The organism is Brenneria roseae subsp. roseae (genome assembly GCF_003115845.1).
In the GTDB taxonomy this organism is placed as follows: Bacteria; Pseudomonadota; Gammaproteobacteria; order Enterobacterales; family Enterobacteriaceae; genus Brenneria; species Brenneria roseae.
Genome location: NZ_KZ819022.1, coordinates 24,079 through 41,383, shown reverse-complemented (window position 1 = coordinate 41,383; position 17,305 = coordinate 24,079). Strand labels below are relative to the sequence as shown.

The window sequence follows — 17,305 nt, the reverse complement described above, 5'->3', positions numbered from 1 at the left end:
ACCGGGTATCTGACCCGGTTTCGCTTATCGGCACATGCTGTAAATCGAGAATATCGCTTACTGAAGCCTGATTATTCAGCCTTGCTCAGCAGCAGATTCGCCAGTGTACGAACGCCCAGTCCGGTCGCCCCCGTTGACCATTGTTCCACCGCCCCTTTACGATAGGTGGCGGAGCAATCAATGTGCAGCCAGCCTTGCTGATAATGCTCCACAAAGTGCGACAGAAACGCCGCCGCCGTACTGGCGCCTGCGCTGTATGCCGCCCCAGCGATGTTATTCAAATCCGCAAAGCTGGAAGGAAGCTGGCTGCGGTGGAACTCCTCCAGCGGCAGACGCCAGAACGGTTCACCTTCCTGCTTCGCGCTGTCCTGCAATGCCGTCACCAGCTGATCATCAAAACTGAACACAGCATGATAATCATTACCCAACGCGGTTTTTGCCGCACCCGTCAACGTCGCGCAATCAATGATCCACTGCGGATGCTGTTCCGAGGCATCAATCAGGCCATCAGCCAGCACCAGACGCCCTTCCGCATCGGTATTCATCACTTCAACGCTCTTGCCGTTGCGATAACGGATAATGTCGCCCAGCTTGAACGCATTGCCGCTGACCATATTATCCGCACAACACAGGTACAGCTTCACCCGCTTGTTCAATCCACGGGAGGCCGCCAGCGCAAGAGCGCCCACCACGGTTGCCGCGCCGCCCATATCCGATTTCATGGAATCCATGAAGCCGCTGGATTTCAGGCTATAGCCGCCGGTATCAAAGGTAATGCCTTTACCGACCAGGCAGGCAAATACCGGCGCGTCTGGATTACCCGTCGGGTTGTAATCCAGCGCCAGCAGTACCGGAGAACGCTCGGACCCACGACCTACCGTATAAATACCGGCATAGTTTTGCGTGCGCAGATCGTCACCCTTGGTGATCCGATAATTGATGGCGTCGCAGGCAACATCGCACAACAGATCAATCGCGCGCGTAGCCAACTGCTCTGGCCCCAGATCTTCCGCCGGCAGATTGATCGTATCCCGTACCCAGTCAACGATCTTGAGGCGATCGTCCAGTTCTTTCCTGTCAGCGGCATTCAGCTCAGGCCATTCCACCGTCCGCTGCCCTTTCGGCGCACGATAGCCTTGCCAGAATGTCCAGCTGTTTTCCAAATCCCAGCCAGCGCCGGCCAGTTTGACGTGCTTGATGCCCTGACCGTCAATTTTACGCGCCGCACGTTGAATCGTCGCCAACGGAGACGTCGTCCCATTCAGGTGAATAGTAAAACCGGACTCATTCACGCTTAATGGCGCTTTCTCTCCCCAGCGCGCATCAGCAGGTTGGTTGGAGAGTGAAATCAGCATAGCTTCGCTTGTCATAATTCTGCTCCAGATGCTTTTCATATTTGCCATTCGCGCCGATGCGCGCCATGACGCTAAAATAAAGCGGGCCGCCAAAAAAGGCAGCCCGTGATATCAATAACTATTCTGCTTCATCTAACCAGACCAGCAGGATCGCTTCCAGAATTTTTTCATTGGATGCATCCGGCGCGTCATCAAACTCCGCCAGATCGCAGATCCACTGATGCATATCAGTAAAACGCACCGTTTTTGGATCGAGATCGGGAAATGTATCGTAAAGCGCTTCGCCGATCGCACGGCTGTCCGTCCATTTCAATCCCATAACAAGGCTCCAGGAATTAATGTTCGCGAGCGTGGTTAATCGTATAACGCGGGATCTCTACCACCAGATCTTCATTGGCGATACGAGCCTGACACCCTAACCGGCTCTCCGGTTCCAGTCCCCAGGCTTTATCCAGCATGTCATCTTCATCTTCCGTACTTTCCGCCAGAGAATCGAATCCTTCACGAACGATGCAATGACAGGTCGTACAAGCACAGGATTTCTCGCAGGCATGTTCTATCTCAATACCGTTACGCAGCGCGACATTCAGAATGCTTTCTCCACGCTCTGCTTCCAAAACCGCCCCTTCAGGACATAAATCCTGATGAGGCAGAAAGACAATCTTAGGCATGTTTACACCTCGTCCACGGAATGTCCCGCCAGCGCGCGACGAATAGAGGCATCCATCCGGCGGGCGGCAAATTCCTGGGTTTGTTGATCTAATATTTTTATTGCGGTTTCAATCGCCGATGCCGCTGTTCCCTGAGCGGCTTGCCGCAGGTGCTCGGATGCTTCGGCAATTGCCGCCTTTTCATTATCGGTCAGCAAATCTGCATCCGCTGCCAGCGCGCCCTGCAAACTTTCCAGCACGCGTGCAGCCTCCACTTTCTGTTCCGCCAGCATTCTGGCGCCCACATCTTCCTGTGCATTCAGCATGGAGTCTTTAATCATGGACGCAATTTCAGTATCACTCAGCCCATAGGACGGCTTGACCTGTATGGAGGCTTCGACGCCGGTCGATTTCTCCATCGCGGTAACGCTGAGCAGACCATCGGCATCCACCTGAAAGGTCACCCGGATATGTGCGCCGCCGGCGGGTAACGGAGGAAGACCGCGTAATGTAAAACGGCCAAGTGAACGGCAATCCTGCACCAGCTCGCGTTCACCTTGCAGAACGTGGATCATCATCCCGCTCTGGCCGTCTTTAAAGGTAGTGAATTCCTGAGCTCTGGCGACCGGGATGGTGGTATTGCGCGGTATGATTTTTTCAACCAGCCCCCCCATGGTTTCCAGCCCCAGGGAAAGCGGAATAACATCCAGCAGCAACATTTCACTGTCCGGCTTATTGCCGACCAGAATGTCCGCCTGGATAGCCGCGCCAACCGCCACCACCTTGTCTGGATCGATGGAGGTCAGCGGCACTCTGCCAAAAAATTCGCCAACCTGCTCGCGAATCAGCGGAACACGCGTCGAACCGCCGACCATGACGACTTCCTGCACCTCCTCCGGCGTAACGCCCGCATCTTTCAGCGTACGACGACACGCCAGCAGCGTGCGTTTCACCAGTGAGGCAATCAGCGTATTGAACTGGCTCCGGGTAATCACCCCTTGCCAGCCAGCAACATCAATATGGGCGGAATCCGCCGTACTTAATGCAATCTTGGTTTGTATCGCGGCTTCGCGTAACGCATGCTGTAACTGATGATCGTCACGTGCGGTAATACCGGCCTGCTCACGCAGCCACTCCACCAACAGATGATCGAAATCATCGCCGCCCAGCGCGGAATCACCGCCTGTCGCCAGCACTTCAAACACGCCACGGCTCAGACGCAGAACAGAAATATCAAAGGTTCCGCCGCCCAGATCGTAAACGGCGATAACCCCTTCCTGACCGGAATCCAGACCATAGGCAATCGCTGCGGCAGTCGGCTCATTGAGCAAGCGCAGTACATGCAGCCCGGCCAATCGAGCGGCATCTTTGGTACCCTGACGCTGCGCATCGTCGAAATAGGCCGGGACCGTAATCACCACGCCATCAGGCATGCCGCCTAACGCTTCCTGCGCACGCTGTGCCAGCGCCGACAGAATATCGGCCGACACTTGCACCGGATTCAGCTCGCCGGCATTCGTCTGAATCAACGGCAAACCGTTATCGCTGGCGCGGTATTGGTAGGGCAAATGTGGGTAGCGCTGCTGAATATCCGCCAGCGAACGCCCCATCATACGCTTGACGGAACTGACGGTGTTGGCAAGGTCGAGAGCGGCGTTTTCACGCGCGTCCCAGCCCACCACATGCCCTTCGGCACGGTAATGGACAACGGACGGCAGTAGATCGCGGCCAGCGCGATCGGCCAGCGTTTGCGCCTCACCGCTGCGCACGGTAGCAACCAGAGAATGCGTGGTGCCTAAATCGATGCCTACCGCCAGGCGCCGCTGATGCGGCGCCGCGCTGAGGCCCGGCTCACTGATTTGTAATAAGGCCATATTGAGCTTCCATCAATGGCTGGCGGAAAAACAGAGGCATAGCGCACTCGCTCATTCCCAACCGAATTAAACCCTATCTGTCCAGCAATTGTTCTTCGAGTTGTTCAACCTGCTGCCGGAGCTTGTCTAAAAAACGCAGCTTACGCGCGGTATCCGCTGCGTCACCCCACGTCTCGTGATCCAGTTCGCTACGCAGTTGTTCACTGCGTTTAACCAGCATCACCTGCAACCGCTCGGCAAACTCAGCCAGCGCCGCTTCGGCATCAGAACGGCTCGCAATGACATCCAGCTCTTCACGCAGCTCAAGCTGCTCCATCAGAAAAGCGGTGTCCTGTAACGTATGTTGTTCGTTACTTAAATCGAAACCGTGCAAAGATAACATATACTCCGCACGTTTCAGCGGATGTTTCAGCGCCTGATAGGCACTATTGATGGTTGCGGCCTGCTGTAATGCCAGCATGCGTTCCCTTTCGGGCTGATTTGCAAAGCGGTCCGGATGGAACTGTCGTTGCAGTTCCTGAAAACGGGAAACAAGCAGGCTGCCATCCACATCATAGCGAACTGGCAGCCCGAACAAAGTAAAGTAATCCATAGCGCACTCTGAGGTTTACGGGTCCTGGCGGTTATTGGCCGCTGTTTCTCCCGGCAACTGGCCGGAAGAAACAGGACAAAGAAATATCCTGGGAAGTGGTCAAACGTTAAAACTTTCGCCGCAACCGCATTCGCTTGAAACGTTAGGGTTATTGAATTTGAAGCCTTCGTTCAGCCCTTCCTTGACGAAATCAAGTTCGGTGCCGTCCAGATAGACCAGGCTCTTACCATCAATAATGACCTTAACGCCTTTGTCTTCAAATACCACGTCATCAGCATTTACGTCATCAACAAATTCCAGCACATACGCCATACCGGAACAACCGGATGTTCGCACGCCGAGGCGCAGGCCAATGCCTTTGCCCCGGTTAGTCAGAAAAGCGTTTACTCGTTGCGCAGCGCTGTCGCTCAAAGAAATCGACATACAACAACCTCAGTAAGCTACTTGGCTTCACGTTTACTTTTGTAATCTGCAATCGCGGCTTTAATGGCATCTTCCGCCAGAATAGAGCAGTGGATTTTTACCGGCGGCAGTTCAAGTTCTTCAGCAATCTGCGTATTTTTGATCGCTTCCGCCTCGTTGAGCGACTTGCCTTTTACCCACTCGGTCACCAGTGAACTGGAGGCAATGGCGGAACCACAGCCGTAAGTTTTAAAGCGGGCGTCCTCAATGATACCTTCATTGTTGACTTTGATCTGTAGCTTCATGACATCGCCGCAGGCAGGCGCGCCCACCATGCCGCTACCGATACTTGGATCGGCGTTGTCAAATGAACCCACGTTGCGTGGATTTTCGTAGTGATCAATTACTTTTTCGCTGTAAGCCATAATCGTCGTCCCCGGTCTGATGAATTAATGATGCGCCCATTCGATACTGCTGATATCCACGCCTTGCTTGAACATTTCCCACAGAGGAGAAAGGTCGCGCAAACGGCCGATGGATTTACGAACCAGCTCGATGGTGTAGTCGATTTCTTCTTCAGTGGTAAAACGCCCCAGAGAGAAGCGGATCGAACTATGTGCCAGCTCATCGTTCATACCCAACGCACGTAGTACGTAGGAAGGCTCAAGACTGGCTGACGTACAGGCGGAACCGGACGAAACGGCCAGATCCTTCAGCGCCATAATCAAAGATTCACCTTCAACATAGTTGAAGCTGACGTTCAGGATGTTCGGCGCACCCTGCTCAATATCACCATTCAGATAGACTTCTTCGATGTCATTAATTCCGTTCCAGAGACGATCGCGCAGCGCACGCAGGCGTACTGCCTCAGCGCCCATTTCTTCTTTCGCGATACGGTAGGCTTCGCCCATGCCGACGATTTGATGGACAGGCAAGGTGCCGGAACGCATACCGCGTTCATGCCCTCCGCCATGCATCTGTGCTTCGATACGAATACGGGGTTTACGGCGAACATACAGCGCACCGATGCCTTTCGGTCCATAAATTTTATGACCGGAGAAAGACATCAGGTCGACTTTTAACTGGCTCAGGTCGATAGGCAGTTTACCCACACTCTGAGTCGCATCGACGTGGAAAATAATCCCGCGGCTACGGCACATGTCACCGATGGTCGCGATATCCTGAACCACGCCGATTTCATTGTTCACGTGCATGATGGAAACCAGAATCGTGTCATCACGCATGGCCGATTCTAATTCTTTCAGGTCGATAATGCCGTTGCGCTGCGGAGCCAGATAAGTGACGTCAAACCCTTCGCGCTCTAACTGGCGGCAGGTATCCAGCACGGCCTTATGCTCCGTTTTGCTGGTGATAATGTGTTTGCCCTTCTTCTGATAGAAGTTGGCGGCACCTTTAATTGCCAGGTTATCTGACTCTGTCGCGCCGGAGGTAAAGACGATCTCGCGCGGGTCAGCGCCTACCAATTCAGCAATTTGATTGCGGGCGATATCGACGGCTTCTTCCGCCTGCCAGCCGAAACGGTGGGAACGGGATGCGGGGTTGCCGAAAGTGCCATCCAGGGTCAAAAACTGCATCATTTTTTCAGCAACGCGCGGATCAACCGGCGTCGTTGCTGAATAGTCCAGATAAATCGGTAACTTCATTGCTCATAAACTCCGTACATCACTTCAAAACGTGCAAAGCGTCTTGTTTATATGACGGGCTATATTGCCCTTACCCCGTGGGGCCAACGCTATACGTTGTTAAAAAATTGACGTGATTAAAAATTACTCCCGGAAATTTTGCTATACCCCGTAGAACCGTTGCGGCGCAACATTGAAAATCACTCCCGCAGTTTTTTATGACGGACTCGATCAGCCCGCCGCTCTATGGGGTTAAAAATGTTCCGGCGTCTTTATTATTTTAGGCGCGCAGGTTAACGTTGATCGTATCCTGAACACGGCCATTGGCGGTACGACGTGTATCGGCATCCTGTCGATCCGCAACATCCAGCACTTCTTTATTATTGACCAGTTCATCCAACGTAATGTTGTTCAAAAAGTCAGTAATACGGTCGCTCAGATCGCGCCACAGGGTATGAGTCAGGCAGCGATCGCCGCCCTGGCAGCTTTCACGTCCCTGACAACGCGTCGCGTCAACAGATTCGTCTACGGCTGAGATCACCATGCCAACCGCGATTTCATCAGCACCTTTACCCAGCAAATAACCGCCACCCGGACCACGCACGCTGGCAACCAGGCCGTTTTTACGCAAGCGTGAAAACAGCTGCTCCAGATAGGAAAGTGAAATGCCCTGACGTTCGGAAATGTCAGCCAGCGGAACCGGGCCTTCCTGGGAATGCAGAGCCACATCAAGCATGGCGGTAACGGCATAACGGCCTTTAGATGTCAGTCTCATGATAGTGGTACCTGTAGATAAAACATGTATTATGAAAACATGTATTGGCAAATACGTAGACCGAGTCTGACATTCCCGAGTGTTCCAGTCAACTATTTAACCAAGTAATTTACTCAAGTATTATTCATCTATCACACATCGTTATTTTTCTGAATCGAACTCAATATGCCGCGCAGGATATTCAGTTCCTGACTTTCCGGTCTAGCCCGGGTAAACAGCCGGCGCAGCTTGTTCATCACCTGTCCCTGATGCGCCTGCCGGATAAAGCCGGTTTCCTGCAATGTCTGCTCAAGATGCAGATAAAAACGCTCCAGATCGTCCACCAGCGGATAAGGCGTTTCGCCATGGGCTGCCTTACCGGCCTGAAGGCGATCCAGATGCGCAACGCGCACTTCATAAGCCAGGATCTGCACGGCCATCGCCAGATTTAACGAGCTGTATTCAGGATTGGCCGGAATAGCGACATGATAATGACATTTCTGCAATTCATCATTGGTCAGACCGACGCGCTCACGGCCGAAAACCAGCGCAACCGGCGCATGCTCCGCTTCCTGCGCGGCACGAACGCCGCACTCGCGCGGTTCAAGCATCGGCCAGGGCAAGGTTCGTGAGCGGGCGCTGGTTCCCACGACCAGACTACACCCTTCAAGCGCCTGATCCAACGTCTCAACCAGGGTGGCGTTGCCAATGACATCACTGGCGCCGGCTGCCAGAGCGATTGCCTGAGAATCGGGTTTTACCAGCGGATTGACCAGATACAGCTTACTCAATCCCATGGTTTTCATTGCCCTGGCAACGGAACCCATATTACCGGTATGGGATGTTTCAACCAGAACAACGCGAATATTGTGTAACATGCGGACTCTATCATGCGAAAAGGAAATCAGAATATCCTAACACAAACTTAGATATTTTCCTTTTCCCCTGCTATAATGCGCCCCGCTTTCTGTTCTTTAACATTCTAGTGGACGATACCATGCATCCGATGCTCAATATCGCTATACGCGCTGCGCGTAAAGGCGGTAATTTAATTGCTAAAAACTATGAAACGCCTGACGCCGTAGAAGCCAGCCAAAAAGGCAACAACGATTTTGTCACCAACGTCGATCGGGATGCAGAGCGTCTGATCATCGAGGTCATCCGTAAGTCTTATCCGCAACACACCATTATTGGTGAAGAGTGCGGCGAGCTGGTTGGTGAAGATCAGGATGTGCAATGGGTTATCGATCCGCTGGATGGCACCACCAACTTTATCAAACGTCTCCCACACTTCGCCGTTTCCATTGCCGTGCGCCTCAAAGGCCGCACAGAAGTTGCCGTTGTTTACGACCCGATGCGAAACGAACTGTTCACGGCGACCCGTGGTCAGGGTGCGCAGTTGAACGGTTATCGTCTGCGTAGCAGCAATGCGCGCGATCTGGATGGCACCGTTCTGGCAACGGGCTTCCCGTTCAAACTGAAACAGCACGCCAAAAGCTATATCAATATTGTTGAAGCGTTGTTTACCCAGTGCGCGGATTTCCGCCGTACCGGTTCTGCTGCGCTCGATCTGGCGTATGTCGCTGCGGGTCGTGTCGACGGATTCTTTGAAATCGGTTTGAAACCGTGGGATTTTGCCGGTGGCGAACTGCTGGTGCGTGAAGCTGGCGGCGTCGTGACCGACTTTGTCGGCGGCCATAACTACCTCACTTCGGGCAATCTGGTTGCAGGTAACCCACGCGTGGTGAAATGTCTGCTCGCAACAATGCGCGACTCACTGAGTGACGCGCTGAAACGTTAATCGCCCGCCTCCCGGTCGTGTTCCGCGCGCTGCCGCACACGACCGCATTCGATATTTTTCTTTACATATGAATCCGATATACGCAATATTGATCGCTATACGATAATAATTATCAAACGCATTACATCTGATAACCCGGCATGAAAGATCTGGCCAACGCCATTTACCCACAGGGGCTTACGTCACTGAATCCTGATGACACCTATCACAACATCACTAAAAACTTTACGTCGTTGCCTGACGGTGATTTTATTTTCGCCTGGAAACAAGGTGGGTAATTTTTTATGAGCGTAACCACTGAACCGAATAAGATCCGCGATGCCATTCAGGATAACAGCGCCGTTATGGACAGCTATCGCGGCATTATCCGGCGCCGCGTGGCGATCATCGCGATATTGCTGTTGATTATTCTCGGCTCTCTGCTGCTGGATTTTACCATGGGCCCCTCCGGGTTGACGCTGGACGTGCTATGGCGGACGCTGACCGATCCCGCCAGCGCTGACGCAGGAACGCGCGTTATCGTGTGGGATATCCGCCTGCCTTATGCGCTGATGGCCATTATTGTCGGACTGTCTCTCGGTCTGGCGGGAGCAGAGATGCAAACCATCCTGAATAACCCGTTAGCCAGTCCGTTTACGCTGGGCGTCTCATCGGCTGCCGCATTTGGCGCGGCACTGGCTATCGTGTTGGGGATCGGTATTCCCGGCATCCCGGCTCAGTGGTTTATTTCCGCCAATGCTTTTTTGTTTGCCCTGCTGGCCGCGCTACTGCTTGACGGCATTACCCGCTGGACTCAGGTCGCAACCTCCGGAGTCGTCTTATTCGGTATCGCGCTGGTGTTTACCTTTAACGCGCTGGTTTCCATGTTGCAGTTTATCGCCAACGAAGACACGTTGCAGGGTCTGGTGTTCTGGACCATGGGCAGTCTGGCGCGCGCGTCCTGGGAGAAACTGGGGATCCTACTGCTGGTACTCGCCCTCGTCATGCCTTTATCGCTGATGAATTCGTGGAAGCTTACCGCACTGCGCCTGGGTGAAGATCGTGCCGTCAGTTTCGGGATTAATGTGCGTCGGCTGCGTTTGGCTACCCTGTTGCGCATCAGTATTTTATCTGCGCTGTCGGTAGCGTTTGTCGGACCGATCGGTTTTATCGGCCTGGTCGCACCGCACATCGCACGCATGATATTTGGTGAAGATCACCGATTTTACCTTCCCGCCAGCGCCCTCATTGGTGCGCTGGTACTATCACTGGCTTCCGTCGCTTCAAAAAACCTGATCCCCGGCGTGATCATTCCGGTCGGTATCGTTACCTCACTGGTTGGCGTGCCTTTCTTTCTGAGTATCATTTTGCGCCATAGAGGAAATGTATGAGCCAGTCATGCTTATCGGGCTTGCGTCTGTCCCATTTCCGCGCGGGCTATCCTAAGCGTCAGGTGATCCGCGATCTCTGCGTTCCGTCGCTATCACGCGGAGAAATCACCGTTTTACTTGGTCCGAACGGCAGCGGTAAATCCACGCTGTTACGAGCCATGGCAGGTCTGAATCCTTCTGAAGGCGAGCTGTGGCTGGATGACAATAATCTGATGCAGCTTCCGTTTGCCCGGCGTGCGGAAAAAGTGGTTTACCTGCCGCAGTCTTTGCCTGCGGGCGTGCATCTCCACGTTCTGGAATCGATTATTGTTGCCCAGCGCGCCTCCGGCGGATTGCACAATAGGGACAGTCAGGCCGAAGTCATGGCGTTGTTAAAACAGCTGGGTATTGAGCATCTGGCGCTAAGCTATCTCGATCAGCTTTCCGGTGGACAAAAACAGCTCGTTGGACTCGCACAGTCATTGATCCGCCAGCCGTCGTTGTTATTGCTGGATGAGCCTTTGAGCGCGCTGGATCTGAACTATCAATTTCACGTTATGGATTTGGTCCGGCGGGAAACCCGCAAACGCAATATCATCACCGTTGTAGTGGTACATGATATTAATATCGCGCTGCGCCATGGCGATCATGTTCTGATGCTGCAAAACGGCGATCTGATTGCAGATGGTAAGCCGGCGAACGTCATCAGCGCAGACAGTCTGGCCAGAGTCTATGGCGTACGGGGGCGGATCGAACGCTGCTCACAGGGCGTGCCGCAGGTCATCATCGACGGGTTGGTCGCCGAGCCTACCTTTTAAATAACTCCCCATTTCAGGCAAACAGGCACTGACGAGCGTTTTCGTCAGTGCCGTTTGATCATCAGGATTCTGCTGGCAGGGTTACCCAATAGCCGGGTTGATAAGGCAACGGCAAGAACTTCTCATGGAAAGTACGGAATGTCGCGTCCGGATCAATATCCTTGAACAGCTCCGGGTGCAACCATTTCGCCATCACCTGAATCGCCACAAACTGGTACGGACTATCATAAAACTGATGCCAGATCGCATGCGCATTACCGTTAGTGGCGACAGGCAGCGTTTTAAATGCCGGACGCGCCATCAGCTTCTGTAAACGCTGCAACGCGACTTTCTGATCGGCGCCGGGGCCAACGCCAACCCAGCCGTTGGCCGTATTGTAGTTTTTCCAGTTCGCACCGGTCACTATCGCCACGTCAGGGCGAGCGCTGATGATTTGTTCCGGGTTTAGCGTACCAAACGTGCCGGGAATCAGATTTTTGGCAATATTTTCGCCCCCCGCCACTTCTACCATTCGGCCAAAGTTTTCGTTACCGAATGACATACAGCACTCGTCTTCATATCCCCCGGCCCGATCGATCATCACTTTCGGGCGGGGAGCCTGATAGTTTTTTAACCGCTCGGTCACAATGTCAATCTGCTGCTGACGAAACCGGATGATGTCATCCGCGCGCTGAGGCTTACCTAACAGTTGCCCCATGATGTGAATGCTTTTCTCTGCATTTTCAAACGGTTTTTCACGAAAATCGATGAAGACGACCGGAATACCCAGTGAACCGAGTTTTTCAATCAATTTGCCTTCGTCGGTTGCGGCTTTCGACTCCAGATTCATCAATACCAGATCGGGTTTTAACGTCAGCGCCTGTTCAACATTAAACGTACCGTCTTTGGCGCCGCCAAAAGTCGGCAATTTTTTGATTTCAGGGTATTTGTTTTCATAAGCCAGATAGCCGTCATAATCGGCCTTCGGCAGGTCATCACGCCAGCCGACAACGCGCTGGAAAGGCGCGTCGGTATCAAACGCCGCCAGCAAATAAATTTGCCGACCTTCCCCCAGAATAATCCGTTTAACCTCTGATTTGATTTCTACCTGTCTGCCACTGACATCTTCAACCACAATCGGTGCAGCACTGACGGCAAAAACGGGACTTAAACCCAATATCGCGACAACCGAAAACAGCCAATTCTTCATTATTTCCCTGCTCCTGATAAGGTTATAAATGATAATCATTATCACTTAAGGAAATAATATAATGTGGGTATTAAATGAAGCAATGTGTTTTTACAACAAGGTTAAATAAAGGTGAAATCAGCCGGCGAAGGGGCGGATCCCCCCCATCATGGCGGGCTGTGCGCTCAGGTAAAACAGTACGCCAGTACCGAATAAAATCAGTCCTCCGGTCAGCGACAACAGCGACCAGGCAACGCGCTGCCATGCAGGAGGCGTAGCGCTTCGGCTTAAGCGTTCAATCAGACGACGGCAATAAAGCACCAACACCGCCAGCATGGAAATGGTTAACGCCGTTCCCAACGCCATCACCAGCGCTGAAGCGATCCCCCAGGAGAAAACGCCAATCACTTTGGAGAACAGCAATACCAATATGGCGCCAGAACATGGCCGCATGCCCATCGCCAGCACAATCATCAGACGGGTACGCCAGTGACTATCTCGATTGAGCGCTTCATGGCTGGGAAGATGTTGATGACCACATCCGCAATTGGCATCGTGTTGATGATGATCGGATACCGATCTCGCACTCAGGGGGGGAATCCGATGTTCATCCGATGGTTCAATCGGAGTTAAACGCAGAATAGTGGCAGGTTTCGGCTGCTGAAAGAGACTGATATATAACTGCTTTGCCGCACGGAAACAGAGCAGCGCGCCCAGCCCTGCCACCAAAATAAAGCTCCCCTTCTCCATCCAGAAACTGCTGCGATGCAGCGTGTGGCTTGAAAGCTGCAAAATACCCAGCACCACGGAGACCAGCAGCACAGCCATGAGTCCTTGCACCAGCGAAGCGGCGAAGGTCAATCGGAGACTGCTTTTTAGTTTGGAAGGATGCGTCGCCAGGTAGGTCATGATGACCACCTTGCCGTGCCCCGGCCCAACGGCGTGCAACACGCCATACGCCAGACTGAACGCCATCAGGCTCAATCCCGCCTGGTGCGGTTGCGCCTCCACCATCTGCAAGAGCGCTGACATCTGCTGGTGCAGCGATTTTTGCCAGACGGCGCTTTGCAGCAGTATTTGCGGCCAGTAACTCACCACACCGTGCAATATCAGCCCAAGCAGTAATAAAAACAGCCACAGCGGCCACAGCCCCACCACCCGTTTTAAGACGGATGGGCGACGCAGTGGATCGCTCACATTCACTGACATTGCAGCGTCACCTGCTGGGCAAATTGCTTACCGAGTTCCATATCCTCGCCCGGTGAATCATTTTTATCCAGAGAGAGGGCGTATGACTGTAAATCTTCGCTGGGCTTTGGCGTGACCAGCGTGGTTTTACAGCGCGACGCCAACGCTGGCGCCAGCTTGATGGCCTTCTCGTCCTGATAGGACATATCGACAAAATAGGTGGGATCATACGTGGATATCTGTAATGGTTTACCCGCCAGCGGTTGGGGATGCGCCAACGGCAATACAAATTCCAGCACCGCCTGATTTCCTTTGCGTGACAGGTGATATTCGGTAGGAATAGAGGCGTATTTCACGGGCTGTTTATCACGATAAATATCCGTGAAGTAATGCTGCCCCAGCACATTGGCCATCACCTCCGCCGCCAGTTTCTTCCACACCTCGGAACCTTTAGCGGCGTTTCCCGCATCATAAAGCAGATCGGCGGAAGTGATGGGGTCCATCGTCCACTGCATACGTAAACCGGTAATCTGTTCGTTCTGGCTCTCTATGGTCGTTTGCATATCAATAAAGCTATGTGGGTGGGCGAAGACCGGCAGGCTCATCGCCGTGCCGAATACCGCTAGCGTTAGCAGCCTGCCCCAATATATCAAACTGTTATAATATAACATAAATTTCTCATAGCAATACATCGTACCGATAAAACCGACGTTCGGACTCCTCCGGTCAGGTCGTATGATGGCCAACCGAAGGACGAATAAATAATGCAGGTACGGCCAATAGCGCCATAACCCAGAAGGTGCCGCTCCGCAGGTGTTCAAACAGGAAGCCGGAAACCATCGTCATCAGCGCAATACTTCCGCCCATCGCCAATGCCGAATACACCGCCTGCAAGCGCAACACGTCTCCACCGGTACGCGCCGCAATAAAACGCATCGCCGCGAGGTGACACACGGTGAACGTGCCGCAGTGCAATATCTGTATCACAATCAACCAGGGAAGCGCCACCGTTGACCCCATCAGCGTCCAACGCACAACGCCGCATACGGCGGAGAGCAGCAGCAGTTGTCTGGCGCTCCAGCGCCGAAACAATCGTTGACTAAAGGTAAAAATGATAATTTCAGCGACAACGCCCAACGACCAGAGATAACCGATAATCGATGCGGAATAGCCGGAATCCTGCCAATAAATCACGCTGAAACCATAGTAGGCGGCGTGCGCGCCCTGCAAAAGAGAAACACAGAGCAGGAAACGCCATACCGTCGGTTCACTCAGCAGGGCTTTCCATGGCGTCACCGTCGCAGACTGGGTTGAAGAGATCGTCGCTTGCGGCATCACGCTGGGGCGAAGCAGCACCCCCAACAACATGGCAACCAGCCCTGCACTCAGAATGGTCAGGATCGCAGTATGTCCCCAGACGGCCACCAGTTCCCCCGTGACGGCAGAACCAATAACAAAGGCAATCGATCCCCATACCCGTACTTTGCCATAATCCATGACAATTTGACGTTGCCAGGTGGCGGCCAGCGCATCGGTTAAAGGAACCAGCGGAGCAAAAAACAGATTGAAGCCGATCATCACAAACATCAGCCATAGCCAGGCGTTCCCCAGCCAGAAACCAACCGACACTCCCAGCGCCAACAGCGCCAGCGTTCGTAACACCACAATCAGTTTAGAAGGGTCCTTCACGCTGGGCGTGATGACCAGACTACCGACGAAACGGGCAACCAGGCCGGCTCCAAGCAACATCCCGATAGACTCGGCAGAGAGCCCTTCCCCTTTTAGCCAACCGCCCCAAAACGGCAGAAAAATGCCATAGCAAAAAAAGTAAGTGAAATAACTTAACGCCAGCCAACGCGTTGATTGCAGAACCATGACTCCCCCTTTTTTGGCGGGCTACCCTGCCGCCGCCCGATGGGCCGTCGCTACTCTGTCAGAGAGGGACCTCCGGCGCAATGCCCTATTCAGCCAGACGCATTTTTTAATGTTATACCGTAGGGGCCGGCTGAAACGACACGCATAAAAAAACGCCAGCGCAAAGGCTGACGTTTTGAAATATCTCCCCGACGATGACCATCGGGGAAAATATTTGGGATTATGCATAAACCGGGAAGCGGGCGCAGATATCCAGCACTTTTTGCTTGGTGCGTTCAATGGTGGCTTCATCATTGATGTTATCCAGCACATCACAGATCCAGCCAGCCAGTTCACTAACTTCCGCCTCTTTAAAACCACGGCGCGTCGCTGCCGGCGTACCAATACGCACGCCAGAGGTAACGAACGGGCTCTTGGGATCGTTCGGAACGCTGTTTTTATTAACGGTGATGTTCGCACGGCCCAACGCCGCATCAGCATCTTTACCGGTGATATTCTTACTCACCAGATCCAGCAGGAACAGATGGTTGCTGGTGCCGCCGGAAACCACGTTGTAACCCCGGGCCAGAAAGACTTCGACCATCGCCTTGGCGTTTTTCGCAACCTGCTGCTGATAAACCTTGAACTCAGGCTCCATCGCTTCTTTCAGCGCAACGGCTTTACCCGCGATAACGTGCATCAGCGGGCCACCCTGACCACCGGGGAATACCGCAGAGTTCAGTTTCTTGTACAGTTCTTCGTCGCCGCCTTTCGCCAGAATCAGACCACCGCGTGGACCAGCCAGCGTTTTGTGAGTGGTGGTGGTCACGATGTGCGCATGAGGAACCGGGGTCGGGTACACATCCGCTGCAACCAGACCAGCAACGTGCGCCATGTCAACAAACAGGTAAGCCCCGATGCTGTCGGCGATTTCACGCATTTTCGCCCAATCAACCACGCCGGAGTAAGCAGAGAAGCCGCCAATGATCATTTTTGGTTTGTGGGTACGAGCCAGCTCGGCCATTTCTTCGTAATCGATCTTGCCACTTTCATCGATGCCGTAAGGAATAACGTTGTAGAGTTTGCCAGACAGATTGACCGGAGAACCGTGCGTCAGGTGACCACCGTGCGCCAGATTCATCCCCAGGATGGTATCACCCGGCTGTAACAGCGCGGTGTAAACGGCAAAGTTAGCCTGAGAGCCTGAGTGAGGCTGTACGTTGGCATAATCTGCACCGAACAGCGCCTTCGCGCGATCGATAGCCAGTTGTTCAACCACGTCGACATACTCACAGCCGCCGTAGTAGCGCTTGCCTGGATAACCTTCAGCATATTTGTTGGTTAACTGAGACCCCTGAGCCTGCATGACACGTGGGCTGGTATAGTTTTCTGACGCAATCAGTTCAATATGCTCTTCCTGACGCACCACTTCCTGCTCCATTGCTTGCCACAGTTCGGCATCATAATCGGCAATGTTCATTTCACGCTTTAACATCCGCATCTCCTGACTCAGCTAACTTAAAATATACGGGGAAACAATCACCCATTCGGGTACTGGCCTATAGTGTAAACCGTTTATCCCTAATGAAGATAGGTCTTGACAGAGGTTTTTACGCAAACGATTAGCATCAGGCGGCACAAGGCTTGGGAAGATTTATCGCTCGCTACGGGAAGCAGAGATTTCTTCATTTTCAGTCTGCATTTTTTTCATATTGGCTCATTATCACGACATAAAAAATACCCGGAGTATTTTTAACAACGAAGGATAGCGTTCACATGTTGGTCAGTTCAAATCCTGGCATAGCGATAAAAAAGAGGTGGGTCACAAAACACGGAATTTATTGAAATAACAGTTCA

General features: G+C 53.0%; 19 protein-coding genes. 4 read left to right on the top strand and 15 right to left on the bottom strand.

From position 1 onward, the window contains the following. Positions 1-71 precede the first annotated feature (71 nt). The 10 genes from pepB to trmJ all read right to left on the bottom strand — a co-directional run bounded on the left by pepB (position 72) and on the right by trmJ (position 8,148). Complete coding sequence (gene pepB / locus DDT52_RS00175; protein ID WP_136154582.1) at positions 72-1,370, bottom strand: aminopeptidase PepB; 1,299 nt, start codon at positions 1,368-1,370, stop codon at positions 72-74. A 103-nt stretch (positions 1,371-1,473) separates the two neighbouring features. Further along, entirely contained in the window at positions 1,474-1,674 is a 201-nt protein-coding gene (gene iscX, locus DDT52_RS00170) for a Fe-S cluster assembly protein IscX (protein WP_136154581.1), read from the bottom strand. Positions 1,675-1,690: 16 nt separating this feature from the next. Further along, on the bottom strand, positions 1,691-2,026 hold the full coding sequence (fdx, locus tag DDT52_RS00165; RefSeq protein WP_136154580.1) for an ISC system 2Fe-2S type ferredoxin: 336 nt from the start codon (positions 2,024-2,026) through the stop codon (positions 1,691-1,693). Positions 2,027-2,028: 2 nt separating this feature from the next. Further along, the gene (gene hscA, locus DDT52_RS00160) at positions 2,029-3,879 is read right to left on the bottom strand and encodes a Fe-S protein assembly chaperone HscA (protein WP_136154579.1); all 1,851 of its coding nucleotides are present in this window, start codon (positions 3,877-3,879) and stop codon (positions 2,029-2,031) included. A gap of 73 nt (positions 3,880-3,952) precedes the next feature. Further along, complete coding sequence (hscB, locus tag DDT52_RS00155; protein ID WP_136154578.1) at positions 3,953-4,471, bottom strand: co-chaperone HscB; 519 nt, start codon at positions 4,469-4,471, stop codon at positions 3,953-3,955. Between the two features lie 99 nt (positions 4,472-4,570). Further along, positions 4,571-4,894 (bottom strand): iron-sulfur cluster assembly protein IscA, encoded by a 324-nt coding sequence (iscA, locus tag DDT52_RS00150; protein WP_136154577.1) that lies wholly within the window; start codon positions 4,892-4,894, stop codon positions 4,571-4,573. A gap of 17 nt (positions 4,895-4,911) precedes the next feature. After that, positions 4,912-5,298: a Fe-S cluster assembly scaffold IscU gene (iscU, locus tag DDT52_RS00145; protein ID WP_109055034.1), complete on the bottom strand. Its 387-nt coding sequence runs from the start codon at positions 5,296-5,298 to the stop codon at positions 4,912-4,914. 24 nt (positions 5,299-5,322) lie between these two features. Beyond that, positions 5,323-6,537, bottom strand: coding sequence for a cysteine desulfurase (iscS, locus tag DDT52_RS00140; RefSeq protein ID WP_136154576.1), 1,215 nt, complete (start codon positions 6,535-6,537; stop codon positions 5,323-5,325). Positions 6,538-6,796: 259 nt separating this feature from the next. Continuing rightward, positions 6,797-7,291 carry a Fe-S cluster assembly transcriptional regulator IscR gene (gene iscR / locus DDT52_RS00130; RefSeq protein WP_109055032.1) on the bottom strand — a complete coding sequence of 165 codons (495 nt, stop codon included), beginning with the start codon at positions 7,289-7,291 and terminating at the stop codon, positions 6,797-6,799. A gap of 131 nt (positions 7,292-7,422) precedes the next feature. Then, entirely contained in the window at positions 7,423-8,148 is a 726-nt protein-coding gene (gene trmJ / locus DDT52_RS00125; RefSeq protein ID WP_136154575.1) for a tRNA (cytosine(32)/uridine(32)-2'-O)-methyltransferase TrmJ, read from the bottom strand. Positions 8,149-8,267: 119 nt separating this feature from the next. Between trmJ and suhB the strand changes: the two genes are divergently transcribed. The 4 genes from suhB (at position 8,268) to DDT52_RS00105 (ending at position 11,238) form a co-directional block, all read left to right on the top strand. Further along, positions 8,268-9,071, top strand: a complete 804-nt coding sequence (suhB, locus tag DDT52_RS00120) for an inositol-1-monophosphatase (RefSeq protein WP_136154574.1) — start codon at positions 8,268-8,270, stop codon at positions 9,069-9,071. 140 nt (positions 9,072-9,211) lie between these two features. Further along, positions 9,212-9,349 (top strand): hypothetical protein, encoded by a 138-nt coding sequence (locus DDT52_RS00115; protein WP_247595448.1) that lies wholly within the window; start codon positions 9,212-9,214, stop codon positions 9,347-9,349. Positions 9,350-9,355: 6 nt separating this feature from the next. Next, positions 9,356-10,441, top strand: coding sequence for a FecCD family ABC transporter permease (locus DDT52_RS00110; protein WP_136154573.1), 1,086 nt, complete (start codon positions 9,356-9,358; stop codon positions 10,439-10,441). Continuing rightward, on the top strand, positions 10,438-11,238 hold the full coding sequence (locus tag DDT52_RS00105; protein ID WP_136154572.1) for an ABC transporter ATP-binding protein: 801 nt from the start codon (positions 10,438-10,440) through the stop codon (positions 11,236-11,238). The genes DDT52_RS00110 and DDT52_RS00105 overlap by 4 nt, the downstream gene beginning before the upstream one ends. A 61-nt stretch (positions 11,239-11,299) precedes the next feature. Here the strand turns inward: DDT52_RS00105 and DDT52_RS00100 are convergent, their stop codons facing one another. The 5 genes from DDT52_RS00100 to glyA form a co-directional block, all read right to left on the bottom strand. Beyond that, positions 11,300-12,427, bottom strand: coding sequence for an ABC transporter substrate-binding protein (locus tag DDT52_RS00100; RefSeq protein ID WP_136154571.1), 1,128 nt, complete (start codon positions 12,425-12,427; stop codon positions 11,300-11,302). Positions 12,428-12,544: 117 nt separating this feature from the next. Further along, positions 12,545-13,615 (bottom strand): nickel/cobalt transporter, encoded by a 1,071-nt coding sequence (locus DDT52_RS00095; RefSeq protein WP_136154570.1) that lies wholly within the window; start codon positions 13,613-13,615, stop codon positions 12,545-12,547. After that, positions 13,606-14,265: a DUF1007 family protein gene (locus tag DDT52_RS00090; RefSeq protein WP_136154569.1), complete on the bottom strand. Its 660-nt coding sequence runs from the start codon at positions 14,263-14,265 to the stop codon at positions 13,606-13,608. Before DDT52_RS00090 ends, DDT52_RS00095 begins: the two co-directional genes overlap by 10 nt. A 55-nt stretch (positions 14,266-14,320) precedes the next feature. Beyond that, positions 14,321-15,469 (bottom strand): 3-phenylpropionate MFS transporter, encoded by a 1,149-nt coding sequence (locus tag DDT52_RS00085; protein WP_136154568.1) that lies wholly within the window; start codon positions 15,467-15,469, stop codon positions 14,321-14,323. Between the two features lie 220 nt (positions 15,470-15,689). Beyond that, entirely contained in the window at positions 15,690-16,943 is a 1,254-nt protein-coding gene (glyA, locus tag DDT52_RS00080) for a serine hydroxymethyltransferase (RefSeq protein ID WP_136154567.1), read from the bottom strand. Positions 16,944-17,305: the final 362 nt, after the last annotated feature.